The organism is Copranaerobaculum intestinale (genome assembly GCF_009831105.1).
In the GTDB taxonomy this organism is placed as follows: Bacteria; Bacillota_I; Bacilli_A; order Erysipelotrichales; family Erysipelotrichaceae; genus Copranaerobaculum; species Copranaerobaculum intestinale.
In genome coordinates, this window is sequence record NZ_WUUQ01000003.1 from 69,059 (window position 1) to 85,828 (window position 16,770).

Annotated in this window: 16 protein-coding genes and 1 pseudogene; 15 read left to right on the plus strand and 2 right to left on the minus strand. The window is 42.6% G+C overall.

Going from position 1 to position 16,770, the window contains the following annotated elements:
- Positions 1-14: 14 nt before the first annotated feature.
- Positions 15-371: a helix-turn-helix domain-containing protein gene (locus GSF08_RS08835; protein WP_008728409.1), complete on the minus strand. Its 357-nt coding sequence runs from the start codon at positions 369-371 to the stop codon at positions 15-17.
- Positions 372-1,081: 710 nt separating this feature from the next.
- Between GSF08_RS08835 and GSF08_RS08845 the strand changes: the two genes are divergently transcribed.
- The 7 genes from GSF08_RS08845 to GSF08_RS08880 all read left to right on the plus strand — a co-directional run bounded on the left by GSF08_RS08845 (position 1,082) and on the right by GSF08_RS08880 (position 8,919).
- On the plus strand, positions 1,082-1,660 hold the full coding sequence (locus tag GSF08_RS08845) for an MptD family putative ECF transporter S component (RefSeq protein WP_008728410.1): 579 nt from the start codon (positions 1,082-1,084) through the stop codon (positions 1,658-1,660).
- Complete coding sequence (locus GSF08_RS08850) at positions 1,660-2,397, plus strand: energy-coupling factor transporter transmembrane component T (RefSeq protein ID WP_015529861.1); 738 nt, start codon at positions 1,660-1,662, stop codon at positions 2,395-2,397. Before GSF08_RS08845 ends, GSF08_RS08850 begins: the two co-directional genes overlap by 1 nt.
- 4 nt (positions 2,398-2,401) lie before the next feature.
- Entirely contained in the window at positions 2,402-3,937 is a 1,536-nt protein-coding gene (locus tag GSF08_RS08855; RefSeq protein ID WP_044907623.1) for an ABC transporter ATP-binding protein, read from the plus strand.
- Between the two features lie 94 nt (positions 3,938-4,031).
- Positions 4,032-4,889, plus strand: a complete 858-nt coding sequence (locus GSF08_RS08865) for an AraC family transcriptional regulator (protein WP_182429159.1) — start codon at positions 4,032-4,034, stop codon at positions 4,887-4,889.
- Between the two features lie 121 nt (positions 4,890-5,010).
- The gene (locus GSF08_RS08870) at positions 5,011-6,792 is read left to right on the plus strand and encodes an ABC transporter ATP-binding protein (protein ID WP_160625455.1); all 1,782 of its coding nucleotides are present in this window, start codon (positions 5,011-5,013) and stop codon (positions 6,790-6,792) included.
- Positions 6,785-8,536: an ABC transporter ATP-binding protein gene (locus GSF08_RS08875; protein ID WP_015518830.1), complete on the plus strand. Its 1,752-nt coding sequence runs from the start codon at positions 6,785-6,787 to the stop codon at positions 8,534-8,536. Before GSF08_RS08870 ends, GSF08_RS08875 begins: the two co-directional genes overlap by 8 nt.
- Before the next feature lie 17 nt (positions 8,537-8,553).
- A complete protein-coding gene (locus GSF08_RS08880; RefSeq protein WP_110104174.1) occupies positions 8,554-8,919 on the plus strand; it encodes a metal-dependent transcriptional regulator in 366 nt (121 codons plus the stop codon).
- A 106-nt stretch (positions 8,920-9,025) separates the two neighbouring features.
- On the opposite strand, the gene GSF08_RS11560 is transcribed toward GSF08_RS08880, so the two are convergent.
- Complete coding sequence (locus GSF08_RS11560) at positions 9,026-9,187, minus strand: hypothetical protein (RefSeq protein ID WP_015529866.1); 162 nt, start codon at positions 9,185-9,187, stop codon at positions 9,026-9,028.
- Between the two features lie 218 nt (positions 9,188-9,405).
- On the opposite strand from GSF08_RS11560, the gene GSF08_RS08890 reads away from it, so the two are divergent.
- The 8 genes and pseudogenes from GSF08_RS08890 (at position 9,406) to GSF08_RS08935 (ending at position 16,450) form a co-directional block, all read left to right on the plus strand.
- Positions 9,406-9,819 (plus strand): sigma-70 family RNA polymerase sigma factor, encoded by a 414-nt coding sequence (locus GSF08_RS08890; RefSeq protein WP_015518833.1) that lies wholly within the window; start codon positions 9,406-9,408, stop codon positions 9,817-9,819.
- A gap of 536 nt (positions 9,820-10,355) precedes the next feature.
- Positions 10,356-10,586 carry a helix-turn-helix domain-containing protein gene (locus GSF08_RS08900; protein WP_008728422.1) on the plus strand — a complete coding sequence of 77 codons (231 nt, stop codon included), beginning with the start codon at positions 10,356-10,358 and terminating at the stop codon, positions 10,584-10,586.
- 84 nt (positions 10,587-10,670) lie between these two features.
- A complete protein-coding gene (locus GSF08_RS08905) occupies positions 10,671-11,888 on the plus strand; it encodes a tyrosine-type recombinase/integrase (RefSeq protein ID WP_055224659.1) in 1,218 nt (405 codons plus the stop codon).
- Between the two features lie 148 nt (positions 11,889-12,036).
- A complete protein-coding gene (locus tag GSF08_RS08910; RefSeq protein ID WP_118482290.1) occupies positions 12,037-13,248 on the plus strand; it encodes a tyrosine-type recombinase/integrase in 1,212 nt (403 codons plus the stop codon).
- A 478-nt stretch (positions 13,249-13,726) separates the two neighbouring features.
- Positions 13,727-14,030 (plus strand): annotated as a pseudogene (locus tag GSF08_RS11770) (imm68 putative immunity domain-containing protein).
- A 96-nt stretch (positions 14,031-14,126) separates the two neighbouring features.
- Positions 14,127-14,501 (plus strand): hypothetical protein, encoded by a 375-nt coding sequence (locus tag GSF08_RS08925; RefSeq protein ID WP_160625457.1) that lies wholly within the window; start codon positions 14,127-14,129, stop codon positions 14,499-14,501.
- Between the two features lie 75 nt (positions 14,502-14,576).
- Entirely contained in the window at positions 14,577-15,134 is a 558-nt protein-coding gene (locus GSF08_RS08930) for a GNAT family N-acetyltransferase (RefSeq protein WP_249806034.1), read from the plus strand.
- A 389-nt stretch (positions 15,135-15,523) separates the two neighbouring features.
- Complete coding sequence (locus GSF08_RS08935; RefSeq protein WP_160625459.1) at positions 15,524-16,450, plus strand: hypothetical protein; 927 nt, start codon at positions 15,524-15,526, stop codon at positions 16,448-16,450.
- Positions 16,451-16,770: the final 320 nt, after the last annotated feature.

Genomic DNA, 16,770 nt, shown 5'->3' on the forward strand with positions numbered 1-16,770 from the left:
TTTCACTCACTGGCTCAATTCATTTCAAATTTCTCGGACAATTCTGTTAGCTCTTTCACCGTTTCCTGTGTGTGATGCAACAGGGTGTCGCGCATTTCTGGCGGACAGCTGGAATAAAGCATTTTCATCTGATTGACACCCTCATCCTCCAGAGAAATATCTGGATTTATAAGCGTATCTAAAGAGATGTGCAGGACCTTTGCCAATGCTCTCAAAATCAAATAGGACGGGTTCATTTTCCCTTTTTCGATATTGGCAATTTGCTTTACAGAAACATGGCTTAGATCGGAAAGTTCCTGTTGTGTCAGTTCTTTATTCTTTCTGGCTTCCCGCATTTTTTGCCCTAAAGCAGTTAAATCATCAATCGGCATAATCGTTCACCTCAAATATATTTTATCGTTCCGATTTGCACAAAGGAATAACCTTATTGTGCTTGAGAACAGGACTGATTATGCTGATTCCTTTTTGATAACATGGTTGCTCCATGATTATGGCGTTTCCGGCTGCTAATTGAACTATGAGGATGAATTGCAGATTTCAGCTTTTAGTTCGTTGCCAAACGAGAATGATATAGAATGCGGTAGGGAGGCTATCAGTTTTATTCGCTCATCTATGAGCCGTTTTTTATTCTCTGTGACATAAAAATTCATCTGGATATTCCGTTTTCGGTTCGCCATGCGCTGCCTCCATTCTTCATAAGAGTTTGAGATTATCCCAACAAACATTTTTCATTTTCGGGCAAGGGACCTGAAAATCCGAAAAATCGCAAGCGGGTACTCGCTTGCTGTGCTTGCTATCGAAACCCTACCTTCTATTTCTCCCTCTACTAATACTACAATTTGGAGCGGAGATTTTGGCTGTTTCCATTTCAAATTATGCAAGAACCGCCTCTGTTCAATGTTGAATAGTTCTATATTCACGCACACACGCAGGCAATCACTCCCCGTAAAGATAGCAAAAGCAAAGTAATTGTCTATTTGGAGCGAAAATGCCTTTTTGGAGAAGAAACATACAGGCATATCTGCTATACTGAAATGCGGTTAGTTCGTGCTAACACAAAAGCAAACAGGAGGACCAAATAATGAATAAACTACAAGGAAAAGACCTTATCAATGTTGGAATCTTCACTGCGATCTATTTTGTGGTGATGATGGCGATTGCCATGCTGGGATTTATCCCTATTTTTCTTCCGCTTCTGATCGTGCTGGTTCCGCTGATTGGCGGAATCGTAATGATGCTGTATTATTCTAAAGTCCAGAAGTTTGGAATGGTATCGCTGACAGGACTGATCTGCGGTATTTTAATGTTGCTGACCGGCATGGGGTATTGGAGCATTATTACCGGTGCCGTGTTCGGTGTCCTGGCTGATCTTGTTTTGAAATCCGGCGATTATAAGAGTGCAAAAAAAGGAATCATATCGCATGGTGTTTTTTCTATGTGGATCATCGGAAACTACATCCCCATTGTTGCAACACGGGACAGCTACTATCAGCAGCTAATCAGCGGTTATGGACAAGAGTATGCAGATTCCATTATGAGCTATATCTCGGCATATACGCTCCCCCTTCTTTTGATTGCCGGGTTCGTTTGCGGCGTGATCGGCGGGGTGATCGGCCAGAAAATTTTCAAAAAGCACTTTAAGCGTGCGGGTATTGCATAATGCGCCGTGAATTGTTAGCAAGCAAAAAAAAGGAAACCGGCCTGTCGTTAGACCCTCGGACAAAGTTGGCATTGCTTGTCACGATTGCCCTCTTTGTCTTGAGCGGCGGAGGTGGGGCTGCTTCTAAACAGTTTGCTCCTATTTTGGCTGCTGTTCCATTGATCCTGCTGCTCACGGAAAAATCGTGGAAGGGATCGGTTATCTATTTTGTTTTATATGGCGGCAGCTATATATTGCAACTATGGGCGCTCCCCCACCTGTCCGGCCTTCCTAACTTTCTTGTTGTTGCAATCTGCGGTTTCTTTATGCGGTTTGTGCCGGGGATTATGATGGGATACATCACGGTCAGGACAACGACGGTCAGCGAGTTTGTTGCCTCTATGAAGAAGCTGCATTTACCGGAGCAGATCATCATTCCTATGTCCGTGATATTCCGATTTTTCCCTACGGTTGTAGAAGAATATAATGCCATAGGGGACGCTATGAAAATGAGAGGAATCCGTTTTGGCGGGGGCAAAGCCAGTGCAATGCTGGAATACAGGCTTGTCCCTGTTATCATGTGTTCCGTCAAGATCGGGGAAGAATTAAATGCGGCAGCCCTGACAAGAGGATTGGGCGGTCCGGTCAAGAGGACAAACATCTGCGAAATCGGCTTTCATGTGCAGGATGTTTTTTTCCTGCTGCTATGTGTGGTGGCTTTTGCAATTCCTATTGTCACGATGATTACAGGGAGGTAGGCCTATGATCGAATGTAAAAAAGTTTCTTTTTCCTACCCTCCAAATGAAACTGACATTGGGGACAGGAAAGGACACGGAACATTAAGAAATATTGACCTGTCTATTAACGACGGGGATTTTGTACTGCTCTGCGGAACATCGGGCTGCGGTAAAACCACACTGACACGGCTGTTTAACGGACTGATTCCTCATTATTACGATGGAAAGCTGGAAGGCACTGTCATGCTTGATGGAGAAGATATGAGCGGGCTTTCCCTGTTTGATATATCAAAAAAAGTGGGTTCTGTTTTTCAGAATCCACGTTCTCAATTTTTTAATGTGGATACGACCAGCGAAATTGCCTTTGGATGTGAAAACCATGGATTGGAAGAAGCAGAAATCCGAAAGCGGGTAAAGCTGGTCTCAGAGCAGTTGAACCTTACAAATCTGCTGGACAGAAGTGTTTTCTCCCTTTCCGGTGGGGAAAAGCAAAAAATCGCCTGTGGATCTGCCGCCGCTGTGGAACCGGATGTATTTGTTTTGGACGAGCCATCTTCCAACCTTGACGCCTATTCCATCGCTGATTTTCGGAAACTGTTAAAAATATTGAAGTCACAGGGCAAAACAATTATTATTGCGGAGCACCGGCTCTACTATCTTTATGATCTGGCAGACAGGATCATATATTTAAGCGACGGGGAAATACAAGGGGATTATACTTTGCCGGAATTTCAGTTGATTCCGGCGGCGGAAAAAGCTAAAATGGGATTACGGCCTCTTGGCCTGGGTGAGTTTGCAGACATTGAGCCTGCCAGTCTACATTCAGGGCAGGGGATATGGAAACTGAACCACTTCCATTTCGCATACAAGAAACAGCCGGAAACGCTTTCTCTGGAAAATATAGAGCTTCCTGCCGGAAATGTAACGGCGGTCATCGGGCACAATGGAGCCGGAAAAACGACACTATCCCGTTGCTTATGCGGATTGGAAAAAAGATGTAAAGGTATCCTCGAAAAAGATGGTACTTCCTATTCAAGCAAACAGCGGCTGAAGCTATGCTATATGGTCATGCAGGATGTAAATCATCAGCTTTTTACGGAGAGCGTTTTAGAGGAAGTCCTGTTAAGTATGCCGGGGAAAGATTCCGATGAATCGCCTGAAAATGTGGCAAAGGCAGAGGCTATCTTGACAGAAATGGATTTGCTCCCGTACAAAGCCTGCCATCCGATGGGGCTTTCGGGAGGGCAAAAACAACGTGTGGCGATTGCTTCTGCGATTGCCTCTGAACGTCCGGTTATACTATTTGACGAACCTACCAGCGGCCTTGATCTCTTTCACATGAGGCAGGTGGCCGATTCGGTCAAAGGACTTGCCGATTCAGGAAAAACCATTGTGATTGTGACCCATGATCCTGAATTTATACTCAGGTGCTGCAATTATGTGATCCATCTGGAAAACGGCAGATTGGAAGAAAACTATTTCCTCCAGGATACGGAAGGACGAGAACGGTTATTTAATTTCTTTATGATGGAAGGAGGCGGCGGAAATCAAACTGTTTGATGGTAAAATAAACTGCGGCTCAAATGTTAAAAATGTCATTGAAACTGAGGATTGCGTTGTCCTGCAGCTTTTTGACGAGAGCGGCGAGGGAACCATGACAGCCCACAAAATTTTTGATGGCGCTTTTGTGATGTATAGCGATATGCACCTGAAAGAATGTACCTCCTACTTTCAGAGTAGTACGGACAGTTCGCTTCTCTATATAGACCATTGCAGGGAGGGACGGATCGAAAGCGAGATTGGCAATCATGCGTATAGCTATTTGCAAGAGCATGAGATGCGTGTGGATGACCGGCGTTCCCATTCGGGACGGTTCTGCTTTCCACTCTGCCACTATCATGGGGTGACCCTGGGATTTGATTTGGACATTGCTGTGCCGGCGCTGAAAGACTTTTTTGGCGGATTTTCTGTTGATTTGTACGAGCTTCAAAAAAAATATTGCAATGACAAGAAACCGTTTGTGATTCATAATGAGCCAGGAATTGAACATATTTTTTCAGAGCTTTACTTTGTCCCGCAGCAGATCAAAGGTGACTACTATAAAGTAAAAGCCCTGGAGCTGCTTTTATATCTGGACGCTTTGCAGTTTTCTGATTCCAAAGAAGATCGCCCTTATTTCTATAAAGGGCAGGTAGAAAAAATCAAAGCGATCCATGATCTTATTACGGCAAATTTGCAGGAGCATTACACGATGGATGAATTAGCTGAACGATTCCAGATTTCATTGACGGGGATGAAAACCTGCTTTAAGGAAATATACGGAGATTCCATGTATTCCTATATTCGCCGTTATCGGATGAACGTTGCTGCCACAATGCTCCGACAGGATTCCAAAAAAGGGATTGCGGAAATTGCAGGAGTTGTGGGATATGAAAGCCCCAGTAAATTTGCAACAGCTTTCCGGCAGGTGATAGGGCAGACGCCGATGGAATATCGAAAATCTTTTTTCTAAACGGTGCATAAATGCCGTTTTGGAGAGGAAAGAAGAATTGAATACTGCTACAATGAGGATGGTTAGCAAAGACTACCCATCCTTTTTTCTTTGCTGACTAAAAAGAAGGAAGGTGATTGTAATGAAGCAGCAAAAAGATAATTGGGTGAAAATTCTGTTTTCCTTCGCCGCACCATGCAAGGGGAAAATGGCTCTTTCGGTATTCTGCGCCATTCTGAGCGTTGCAGGAGGGTTTATTCCTTTTTGGGCTGTATATGAAATCCTGCTGGCATTTATCAATCAGAATGTGACCCTGAATGGCATTCTGATTTGGTGTCTGGTTGGAGCAGCGGGCTACCTGCTGCGGGTTGCCTGCCATGGAATCTCTACGATCCTGGCGCATATTTCAGCCTATACCATTTTGGAAGGAATCCGGCTTAAAATTGCAGACCGGCTGATGAAAGCTCCCCTTGGCGAAGTGATGGGGCGGCGGATCGGCTATCTGAAAAATATCATCATGGATAAGGTTGAGGACTTAGAGCCGCCTTTGGCACACATGATCCCGGAATTGACCTCTAACCTCCTACTCCCTGTTGCAATTTTTATCTGGATACTGGTTATCGACTGGCGCATGGGATTGGCGGTTCTGATTGCTCCGGTGCTGGCCATGATTCCTATGTTTTTCCTTATGAGGAACTATAACAGCCAGTACGCCGCTTATATGGAGGCAAATAACCACGTCAACAGTATTATTATCGAGTATGTGGAAGGTATCGAGGTTGTAAAGGCCTTTAACCAAAGCACAAGCTCCTATGAAAAATTTGTTAATGCTGTCCAGTCGTTCAAAGAGTTTACCTTGGCATGGTTTAAGAGTACATGGAAATCGATGAACCTTATGATGGCGATTATGCCCACAACGCTCCTGGGGGTTCTTCCTGTCGGCCTTTTGCTGGTGCAGAATGGAAGTATCTCCCCTGCGGAGCTTGCAATGGGGATTATCCTTTCCCTCAGCATTGTTGGACCGTTGATGAAAGCAACCACTTTCATTAACGAAGCAAAGTCTATGGAATATGCAGTAGAGGCGGCAAATGAACTTTTGAACCTGCCTGTACTGCCGGATTCAGGGAAAATCGTATCTATTCCTCACAATGATATTGCGTTGAAGCATGTAACCTTTTCCTATGACGGTTCCGAGCAAAATGAAGTGTTGCATGATGTGAACCTGGAATTGCCAGAGGGAAGTTTTACGGCACTTGTAGGACCGTCTGGCGGCGGTAAATCAACGATTGCCCGTCTGATTGCAAGGTTTTGGGACGTGACAGGCGGCAACATTACCATTGGGGGGAAGAATATCAAAGAGTTGTCTATACGCCAGCTTTCCGAACTGGTCAGTTTTGTGACGCAGGATAACTTCCTGTTTAATTGCTCCCTGAAAGAAAACATCCGTCTTGGAAATCCAAATGCCACAGATGAAGAAGTATATGCGGCGGCGAAAGCGGCCTGCTGTGATGAATTTATTGTGCGTTTGGACAAAGGATATGATACCCCTGCCGGTGATGCCGGAAAGAGGCTGTCCGGCGGCGAAAAACAGCGAATTGCGATTGCGAGGGCGATCCTCAAAAATGCCCCGATTGTTATTTTGGATGAAGCGACAGCATTTACTGACCCGCAGAACGAAGATAAAATTCAGAAATCTATCATGGCGTTATCAAAGGGTAAAACTCTTCTTGTGATCGCCCACCGCCTTTCCACCATTCAGAACGCAGATCAGATTGTCGTGTTGAAAAAAGGCCGGATTGTGGATTGCGGAAAGCAGAAAGAATTGTTGAAGCGGTGTCCGCTTTATGCGGATATGTGGAAAGCCCACATCGGGGCGAAGAATTGGTCTGTGAGTGAAAAGAAGGAGGTGGCCGCTCATGTTTAAGTCTATGAAACGGATCATTAAATGGGCGGGGAAATATAAGGGACGCCTCTATCTTGGCTCTGTTTTTTCCTTTTTCAGCAGCCTGTCTACGGCGATCCCTACAATGGCTGCCGCTTATGCCCTTGATAAAGCAATCGCAGCTTATTGGGCAGGCAACACAATAGAATCCTCCCTGATCTGGCAGACGCTTTGGATTATTGTTGGCTCGATTGCGCTTAACTTTCTACTCTCTTATTTGCGGGCGGTGTTGCAGGAAAGCATTGGTTATGAAGTAGCCGCAGGGCAGCGAATCCATTTAGGCGATGTGCTGAAAAGGGTTCCTCTGGGATATTTTTCTAAAAACAGCGTAGGCGATATTCTGACAGGTGTTACCACGGAGCTATCCACACTTGAATTGCAGGGAATGAAGATGGTCGACATCATCATCAACGGATATGCAAAGTTTATTGCAATTCTCCTGTGTTTCCTTTTCCTGAGTCCAGCCGCAGCAGTGATTTCTGTTGTCGGCGTTGCCTTTTCCTCATTGGCCTTACATGGTATCAGCAGGCATAGTGAAAAGACCGCTGCTATCACGCACCAGGCCATGGAGGATATGTCTGGCTCTGCGATTGAATATATCCGCGGGCTGTCCATCGTTAAATCGTTCGGACAGGAAGGGGCTTCTATCGAAAGTTTCCGCAAGGCAAATACGGATTTGAAAAATATTCATATCAAAGTAGAAAAAGGCTATACGCCATTTAACTGCTTGCATCTGTTCTCCTTAAAACTGGCATCTATGGGGATTGTGTTTATCTGTGCATGGCAGACACTTAACGGGCAAATGAGTCTTGCTTATTTCCTGATGTTTGTTCTGTTTTCTTTCGTAATCTTTGGAAGTGTGGAAAACATTAACGACGCGGCTCATATGCTGGGTCTTATAGATTCCGCTATGAATAAGCTGGAAGCTCTGGAAAATGCAGAATATATCGACCAAGACGGAAAAGATATTACACCGACCTCGTATGACATTACTTTTCAGGATGTATCCTTTGGTTACGATAAACGGACTGTATTGCATGATGTGAATTTCACGATTCCGCAGAATACCACAACAGCGATTGTAGGTCCCTCCGGGAGCGGCAAGTCTACCCTGTGCAGCCTGATTGCACGCTTTTATGATGTTGACGCCGGAAAAATCACTTTAGGAGAAACAGATATTCGAGAATTTACCTGTGACAGCTTACTAAAAAATATCAGTATGGTGTTCCAGAATGTATATCTGTTCCGGGATACAATCCGTAACAATATCAAATTCGGCAGCCCGGACGCTTCGGAGGAACAGATGATTGCCGCTGCAAAAGAAGCGCGCTGCCATGACTTTATTATGGCCTTGCCAGATGGATATGATACCGTCATTGGGGAGGGCGGTTCTTCTCTTTCCGGCGGTGAAAAGCAGCGGATTTCGATTGCCAGAGCCATGCTGAAAGATGCGCCGATTGTCATTTTGGACGAGGCCACGGCCAGCATTGACCCAGAGAATGAGCATTTGATTCAAGAGGCTATTTCCGCACTGACACATGGTAAAACAATCATAACGATTGCCCATAGACTGGCGACGATTGAAAATGCGGATCAAATTCTTGTCATTGATGGTGGAACCGTCGTGCAGAAAGGAACCCATAAGGAATTGCTGGCTCAAAGGGGAACCTATCAGGAATTTATTAAGATTCGGGAACAGGCTGAGGGCTGGAGGATTCAACAATAAGCATAAAGGAGGAACTGATGAAGATTCATGCGTCTGGGGAGGATTATCTGGAGGCTATCCTTGTTCTACAAAAGAAAATGGGCATGGTCCGCTCCATTGACCTTGCCCGGCACATGGGCTTTAGCAAACCGAGTATCAGCCATGCGGTAGGCGTTTTGAAAAATGGAGGTTTTCTGACCGTGGATGATGGGTTCCTTCATCTGACCGTCATAGGTCGGGAGATTGCCGAGAAAATCTATGAACGCCATTTGTTTTTTATGGAGCAGTTTATCGCTGCTGGCGTCGATCAGGAAACAGCGGAACAAGACGCCTGCCGGATTGAACACGCCATCAGTGATACATCTTTCCGAAAGCTGAAGGAGAAAGTACAAGGAACCGATTAGCGCACATCGGCTCCGCTCTGCATAATAAGTTATCTGCCCCGTCCGGGGAAAGAAAAAAACCGTTGACTGGGGCAGATAATTTCGTGCGCTATTTTAAGATTTGAACTCAATCGGCGGTTTTGAAGGACAATTTCAGAGCCGCCGTTTCTTTGCGTTTACACAAACTAATGACGACTTGCAGGGACACGGTAGCCGCTTGGAGGTTAATTTGCCGTGTCTCTTTTGCTTTTTCAAAGCTCCCATGATCTACATCAATTAAAAAAAGCATTGCCCCTCCTCCGGGCAAGTATAGCATTGCATCGGCATTATCGTTCCATGTGATTCAGCATAATAATGACTGTTCTTGGTGCGCCAGTTTCCCATTGCGGGAATCTGGCGTTTTTTGTTGCCTTTTTTTCGGAGATAATCCGGCTGTATACCGGTGTCGTTCCCCACCTCCATTCGATTCACTCGTCAATCACCCGTGAATCGAAATGGAGGTACATAATGAAGAAAATTAACCTTCGGGAACTTTATCCTGATGTTTATACAACAGACTTTTTTGTAGATGTGACAGAGGAAGTAATGGAGACTATTCGAGCAGCTGAACGTGCGGAGGCTGCGTATGAGCGAAAGATGTATCGTTATAAAGCACAGTATTCTCTGGATTGCGAGAATGGCATTGAAAATGCGGTGCTGTTGAAGCCGAAAACACCGGAGATGCTTCTGGAGGAAAAACAGCTTCAGGAGCAGGTCTATTCTGCTGTGATGAATTTACCGGAAAAACAGGCAAAGAGGATTTATGCCCGATATTACCTGGGAATGACGGTAAATGAAATTGCCGGGGTAGAAGGTGTAGACCCAAGCCGTGTCCGAGACAGTATCCGGCGCGGCTTAAAGCAGCTCGGAAAATATTTTTGATAAAGTTTCGTTTGATGCGCCTGTTTTTTGCCTTTTTTGTCAGTGTTAATAAGAAGGACAAGTTTTCCTCCTTCATCTGCACATTGACAATCGAATAGACAGCACAACAGGTACATAACCCATGTACGAGCGAATATGAAACGCCGCGAGGATGGAGCAGTCAGGGAGGTGATGAAAGCACTGCTTCGGAGCGATCTACGATTTCATAAAAGAATGGTGGCAGATTTGGCGCGATGACTACATGGGGGCTTAAAGATACTTCCTCACGGCCCGCCAAAGACTTGGGGGGAACCCTGCGGCACACGATACGAACGATGCTGCGGAGTTATGACATCCGCGCCAGCGGAGACCTGTTGTGTTCCCATCGTCAGGGGGCGTGGCAAATGTGACGAAAGCTGAGAAATATAAATAGGAAGCGTTTGCCGCTTTCTGTTCAAAATCAGATACCATGCGCTGGTGGTTTCGGCTGCCAGCGTATTCATGTGATTTTGAACAAACACGATGACAAACTTGACGGATTGGAGGAAATATGCTTTATGGAAAAACTTATTACGCGAAAAGAAGCAGCAGAAATTTTGGGTATCAGCATTGCAACGCTGGACGCGGCCCGTAACAATGGTCTTATTTCTTATGTGCAATATGTGCAGAATGGCTGTGTGTACTTTACCTCAGCGGGCCTTCAGGAGTATATCGCAAAATGCACCCACAGAGCAAAGCCAGCAGAAAAGAACGCAACTTATCGTAAACCTCGCAGAGCTGGAGTGTGAGCCGGTCCGTATCCTTGTCGAAATCATAATGGTCTGATAAAACATAGATACAGCGCTGGAGTATATTCTTAGGAGGTGGAGGAATTGGCAAATAGGAAAATAATGCTTCCTCAATATGGCACAGTTATGAAAAGAGGTGTCCTATATTATAGGACCAGAATCAAAGACACGAATGGTAAGCTCGTAGCTATCTACGCAAAAACACCTGAAGAACTATACAACAAAGAAACGCTTGCGTTGGAACAGATTGAGAATGCCACTTTTCATCGGAAAACGCCCACAGTTGCAGAGTATTGTGAAAAGTGGCTGCTGATGCAGTCGGTTCATGTACGAGCTACTACTTTGACGGATTACACCTCAAAGGTCAGGCGGCATATTATAGCGGAATTGGGAGATAAACGGATGGGTGAGGTTAGCCTGGATGATATTCAGCTTGCCCTTGTTCCGGTTTCCAAGAAATCTGCATCGGTTTATAAATCTGTGGTAATCCTTTACAAATCTATCTTTCGCGCAGCGATGGAAAGCAGGATCATTGACCATAACCCGACGATTTATCTCACGACAAAAGGTGGCGGTGTTCCACAAGAGGATCGTCAGGCTTTGACAGATGAACAGGCAGCACGCCTTTTGGATGCTATCCGAGATTTGCCGCCTTATGTCTTTGTCATGATTGGTTTATATGCAGGGCTGCGCCGGGAAGAAATTCTTGCTCTGCAATGGGATTCAGTATATCTGGATACGGATACTCCATATCTGACGGTAAGGCGGGCATGGCACACAGAACACAACAGACCGGTAATCTCAGACGAATTGAAAACCAAGGCTGCGGAGAGAAATATCCCTCTTCCTGTTTGCTTGGCTGAGTGTTTGAAAGCAGCAAAGGAAACATCGACTTCGGAGTATGTGGTTTCAAACCGGGACGGCGAACCGCTGTCCTACACGCAGTTTAAGCGACTTTGGCAGTATATTGTTACGAGGACGGTCAAGGAGCGGAGCTATTATCGGTATGAAGATGGAAAAAGAGTAAAGCATACTGTCACACCTGTCTTGGGAGAAAAGGCTGCTCATAACGGAAAAGTGGTTTACAGTCTGGACTTTGAAGTAACACCCCATCAGCTGCGGCATACTTACATTACCAATCTCATTCATGCATCGGTAGATCCCAAAACGGTTCAATACCTGGCAGGCCATGAAAGCAGCAAGATTACCATGGACATTTATGCAAAGGTTAAGTACAACAGACCAGATGAGCTGGTCAGATCAATGAGTTGCGCGTTTGCAAGCTGGGACGCAGCACAGTAATAATAAAACAGGAAGTAAAGCAGGAGCGAGGCAAGGATGTCTCGCTCTTTGTTTTACATCAGCCGTATCTTTGATTAAATCGAGGCTTTCTGATAAAAAGAGAGTGTAGATACGGAAACTACACATTATCAAGAAAGGACGATCAAAGATGGCAAAAAAGAAAACACAGATCCCGAAGTATGGGACCATTACATTGAAAGGAATTCAGTATTACAGAACCAGGATTACGGATGCAGATGGCAAAGAGTTGAGTTTGTATGCCGCTACTTGTGAAGAATTGTATGAGAAGCAGTTAGAGGCCCGGAAGCAGGTAGAAGAAATTATCTTTCACCGGCAGCACCCGACAGTAGCCGAGTATGGCGAGAAGTGGCTGCTGATGCAGTCGGCAAAGGTGTCTGCGTCTACACTCAGAGGTTATACGAGGGATATGACAAACTATATCATCAAACCTTTGGGAGAGATGTATATGGAAGAAGTGACTGCTGACGATATTCGGCTGGCTCTTGTTCCATTGTCAAAGAAATCGGAAGGCTTATACAATAAGGTCAATATGCTGCTCAAGTGCATTTTTTATGCGGCAGAGAGAAACCAAATTCTTGAACACAATCCCTGTGCGGGAATATCCGGTAAAGGCGGAAAACCGACAAAAAAGAAGGAGGCATTGACAGATCAGCAGGTAGCCGTGCTTCTGGATACAGTCAAGGGGCTTCCTCCATATTTGTTTATTATGCTCGGTTTGTATTCCGGTCTGCGTCGGGAAGAAATTCTTGCACTGCAATGGGATTGTGTATTTCTGGACGAGGATACACCTTATCTATCGGTGAGGCGGGCATGGCGTACAGAGCATAACAGACCCGTGGTTTCTACGGTGCTAAAGACTCCAGCGGCAAAAAGGGATATTCCGATACCGAAGTGTTTGGTAGATTGTCTGAGAGAAACGAAAGAAAATTCCATATCAGATTATGTGATCGCTGACAGCAAAGGAGAGCCACTGGCTGCCTCGCAGTTCCAAAGAGTGTGGCAGTATGTCGTTGTCCGCTCCACTAAGCCCCGGAACTATTATAAGTATGTAAATGGGGAGAGTATCAAATATACGGTTACTCCAACGCTGGGTATGACCCAGAAGAATCAACCCAAAATCAAATATACGCTGGACTTTGATGTAACCCCGCATCAGCTGCGGCACACTTACATTACCAATCTTCTCTATGCGGGCGTTGATCCAAAGACAGTACAATACCTTGCCGGACACGAAAACAGCAAAACAACTATGGACATCTATGCAAAAGTGAAGTATAATAAACCAGAGGAGTTATTTGGGGTAGTAAATGGTGCGTTTCATCAGGCTATTGCTGAATGAAAAAGGCCGTTTTTTATGGTCCGCACACCGGATAACTGAGAGGCAGAAAGCCGGAAAAGCCCGGAGTATCAAGGGAAAACAGCTCAAAAACTCGCGCAATACGGCTTGAAAGCAGCTCGTAGAGCTCCTCAGTACTCAAAACGATAGAAAACATCAGATTTCTGCACTTACGTACAACTATGTACACTCACGAAAGCCCCATTTTATGGGGTTTTTTGTTGTTTGCATGAGTGCGGATGAGTGAACATAAGTGATGCGGTGGTTCTAATTAGGTAGCAAATAGGTAGCAAATCTAGAATTTTTACGCAGGATTTGGCGTAATTTTTAGCGTAACTTTTACTTCTAAAAACTTATGAAATTTAAATATCGGTTTGATACAAATAGTTACTGAAAGTGATAAGTAGATATGATATAATTTGACCATAAGAAAAGGTGGTTTTATGAATAAAAGGGATGATTTTATTGAGAAGTATCAGAGATAGAACTTGGGTACAAAGATCATGATGGCAGAACACATGAGTTCGATTTTGCGATTAACTTGTTTACCGATTTAGCTGCCTTAATGTTGGAGTGTTCTGTGAATGGCAGTGTGTCTTTGGGGGAACTGTTGAACGATGAAAAAGGAAATATTGTCCGTATTACTTTCACTAAAGAAGAAAAAAAGCCATAAACAAATACTGAATGACTTTGTTAAAAATCCGCTATCTTATGATCTCCATGAAATAATTCCAGAAGATGATGATATGCAAGAAATGGCACAGGACTATGAAAGTATCTGCTAGGAACTGTGTGAATAAATTTTTATTTAATAGGGAGTTAAACAGATCAGAGTTTGTAACTGAAATTTCTTGTATTTTGTGAAGGGAGAATATTGATATATGATTTCAATATTAGGTGCAGTTTTATTTGGAGTTATAGCAATTATGACAGTTCTTGTTGCTTGTGGTTTGCCTTTGGGCGAATTTACAATGGGTGGACAACATAAAATCTTACCTAAGAAATTTAGAGTTATGGCAGTCATTTCGTTTGCTGTCCAAATTTTTGCAATGATAATCGTTTTGCAAGCCGGAGGTTTTATTTCCTTATGGTTGTCTTTTGAGGTTACTAAATGTATTTGCTTCTTCTTTGCAGCTTACCTATCTTTGAATACTATTATGAATATGATTTCAAAAAGTAAGAAAGAAAAATATGTTATGACTCCGGTTTCACTTATGGCCGGAATATGTTTTTGGATAACGGCATTTCAGATGTAGTATGTAAATTGAGGATACTCTATAGTGCTTCAAATCCCAGTTTATTAAACAGGAAAAATTTATAGGGAGGTTATGATGAAAGAGTTATTTGAAATATTTCCATATTTGGAAAATGATAAAATAATTATTAAAAAAATGGAATTAAGTGATGTTGAAGCGTTAGCACAGATTAGCAATAATGACAATATATATAGATTTATACCACCATTTCTGTATAGAAAAAGCAACAAAGCATTAGAGACTGCAATTAAAAATCTTGGCAAAAGAGATTTTGAAAAGAAAAAACTAATAATTGCAGGGATTTATTTAAAGGACGATCCTAATAGATTGATAGGCTTAGCAGAAATGTTCGATTACAAAAAAAGGGAAAACAAAATAACAATAGGTTATAAAGTGAACGAAGATTATTGGAACAAGAAAATAGCAACAAATACATTGAAACTAATGGTTGATTATTTAGTAAATGAAATTGGAATTACAACACTTAATGCTTTCGTTATGCCAAATAATATATATTCATCAAAAATATTATTAAATAATGGATTTGTTAAAGAGAATTATACAATACAAGAAAAAAATTGGGGTGGTCAAAAGTTAGTATCTGTTGATGTGTACACATACAGAACACTGTAGACAAACTTAGAATTTGTGAGGATATTGAATATGAATAAAGAATGGTCTGAACTTAGTAAAATGATGCAAGTGCAAATTAACAAAGAGATAGAAAGAACATACTTTCTACACTCACGTACACTCACGAAAGCCCCATTTTATGGGTTTTTTGCTTTTTATTTGTATTTTGATGATGAAAGATACGCATGGTAAATGGTTCTTTTGATAAGATAGGAGTACACAAGATATGTCCAAACGGTGCACAACGGTGCACAGATCATTGATCCCAAAAGGTCAAAGATGATAACTTATAATATTCTGTTCCATTTTCTGTTTTTGTGATATATTTGTATCGATAGATTTGCTGATATAATTTGACCTATGAAAAAGAAAATAAAGGGATGAAAATTATGAATTATCAAATAGCGAGAAATTTTGTATATAGAAATGCCAGACCACTTGATATTGCCAGATGGAAATTTTTGTTTGAAAATGGCAGTCAGGAAGATGTTTTAAAAGCTTTAGCTGAATATCAAAATGAAGATGGCGGTTTTGCTCATGCTTTAGAACCGGACAGTTGGAATCCCAATTCTTCCCCGATACAAACATGGGTTGCCACCGAAATCATCAGTGAGATCAAATTAAAAAATAAGAATCACCCGATTATACAAGGTATATTACGATATTTAGGATCAGGTGATAATTTTGATGGCCATACATGGTTTAATACGATCACTTCCAATAATGATTATCCGCATGCTGCTTGGTGGGATTATCAGCCAACCCAGAGCGTGCCTTATAACCCAACTGCTAGCTTGATCGGTTTTCTATTAACATTCACCGAGGTAAGCGATCCGCTCTATTCGTTGGCTTGCCGGCTTGCTAAAGAGGCATATCTTTATTTTAAACAGATATTTCCTACCGATTCGATGTCTACTGCTACTTGTTTTGTAAATCTATATGAATATTTAAAAGAAGCAGCTATTCGGGATTTGATTGATATGCAGGAATTTTGTTCATTATTACAACAGCAGATTACATATATGATTGAATATGATACAGAAAAATGGAAAACAGAATATATCTGTAAGCAGTCACAATTTATAAAGACGAAAAGCAGTGAGTTTTATATGATGAATAAAGATATATGTGAATTTGAGTGTGAATTCATTTCCAATAATCAAAATAGTGATGGAACGTGGAATATCAATTGGACATGGGATCGTTATCCGGAAGAATGGCACATCAGTAAAAACTGGTGGAAATCTGATTGGATCATTAAGAATATAAAATTTTATCAGGAATTTTGTTCAGACAGTATCAATATTCATGAATGACATTCAAAAGGATGAACACGTCAGAACATGTCCTACACTTGTATAGGGCTAAGTAATGATATCTAGGTAAGACTACAGACTGAAATTGACGATTTAAATTCGCTTAATCTGATGAAGGATGCCATAAAATTATCTGTATAGTATATCAATTATTTCCGTTTTCTGTTACTTATAACACTCCTGATAGCTTGTTTGTAATCTCCACATCATCCTTTTATAGTAGTGCTTTGTTAAATTTGCATTATTTAGGTAAGCATAACATTATTTCTAAACCGTATCTTTATTTATAATGTGTAAGTAAAAAAATTATCATAATTAAA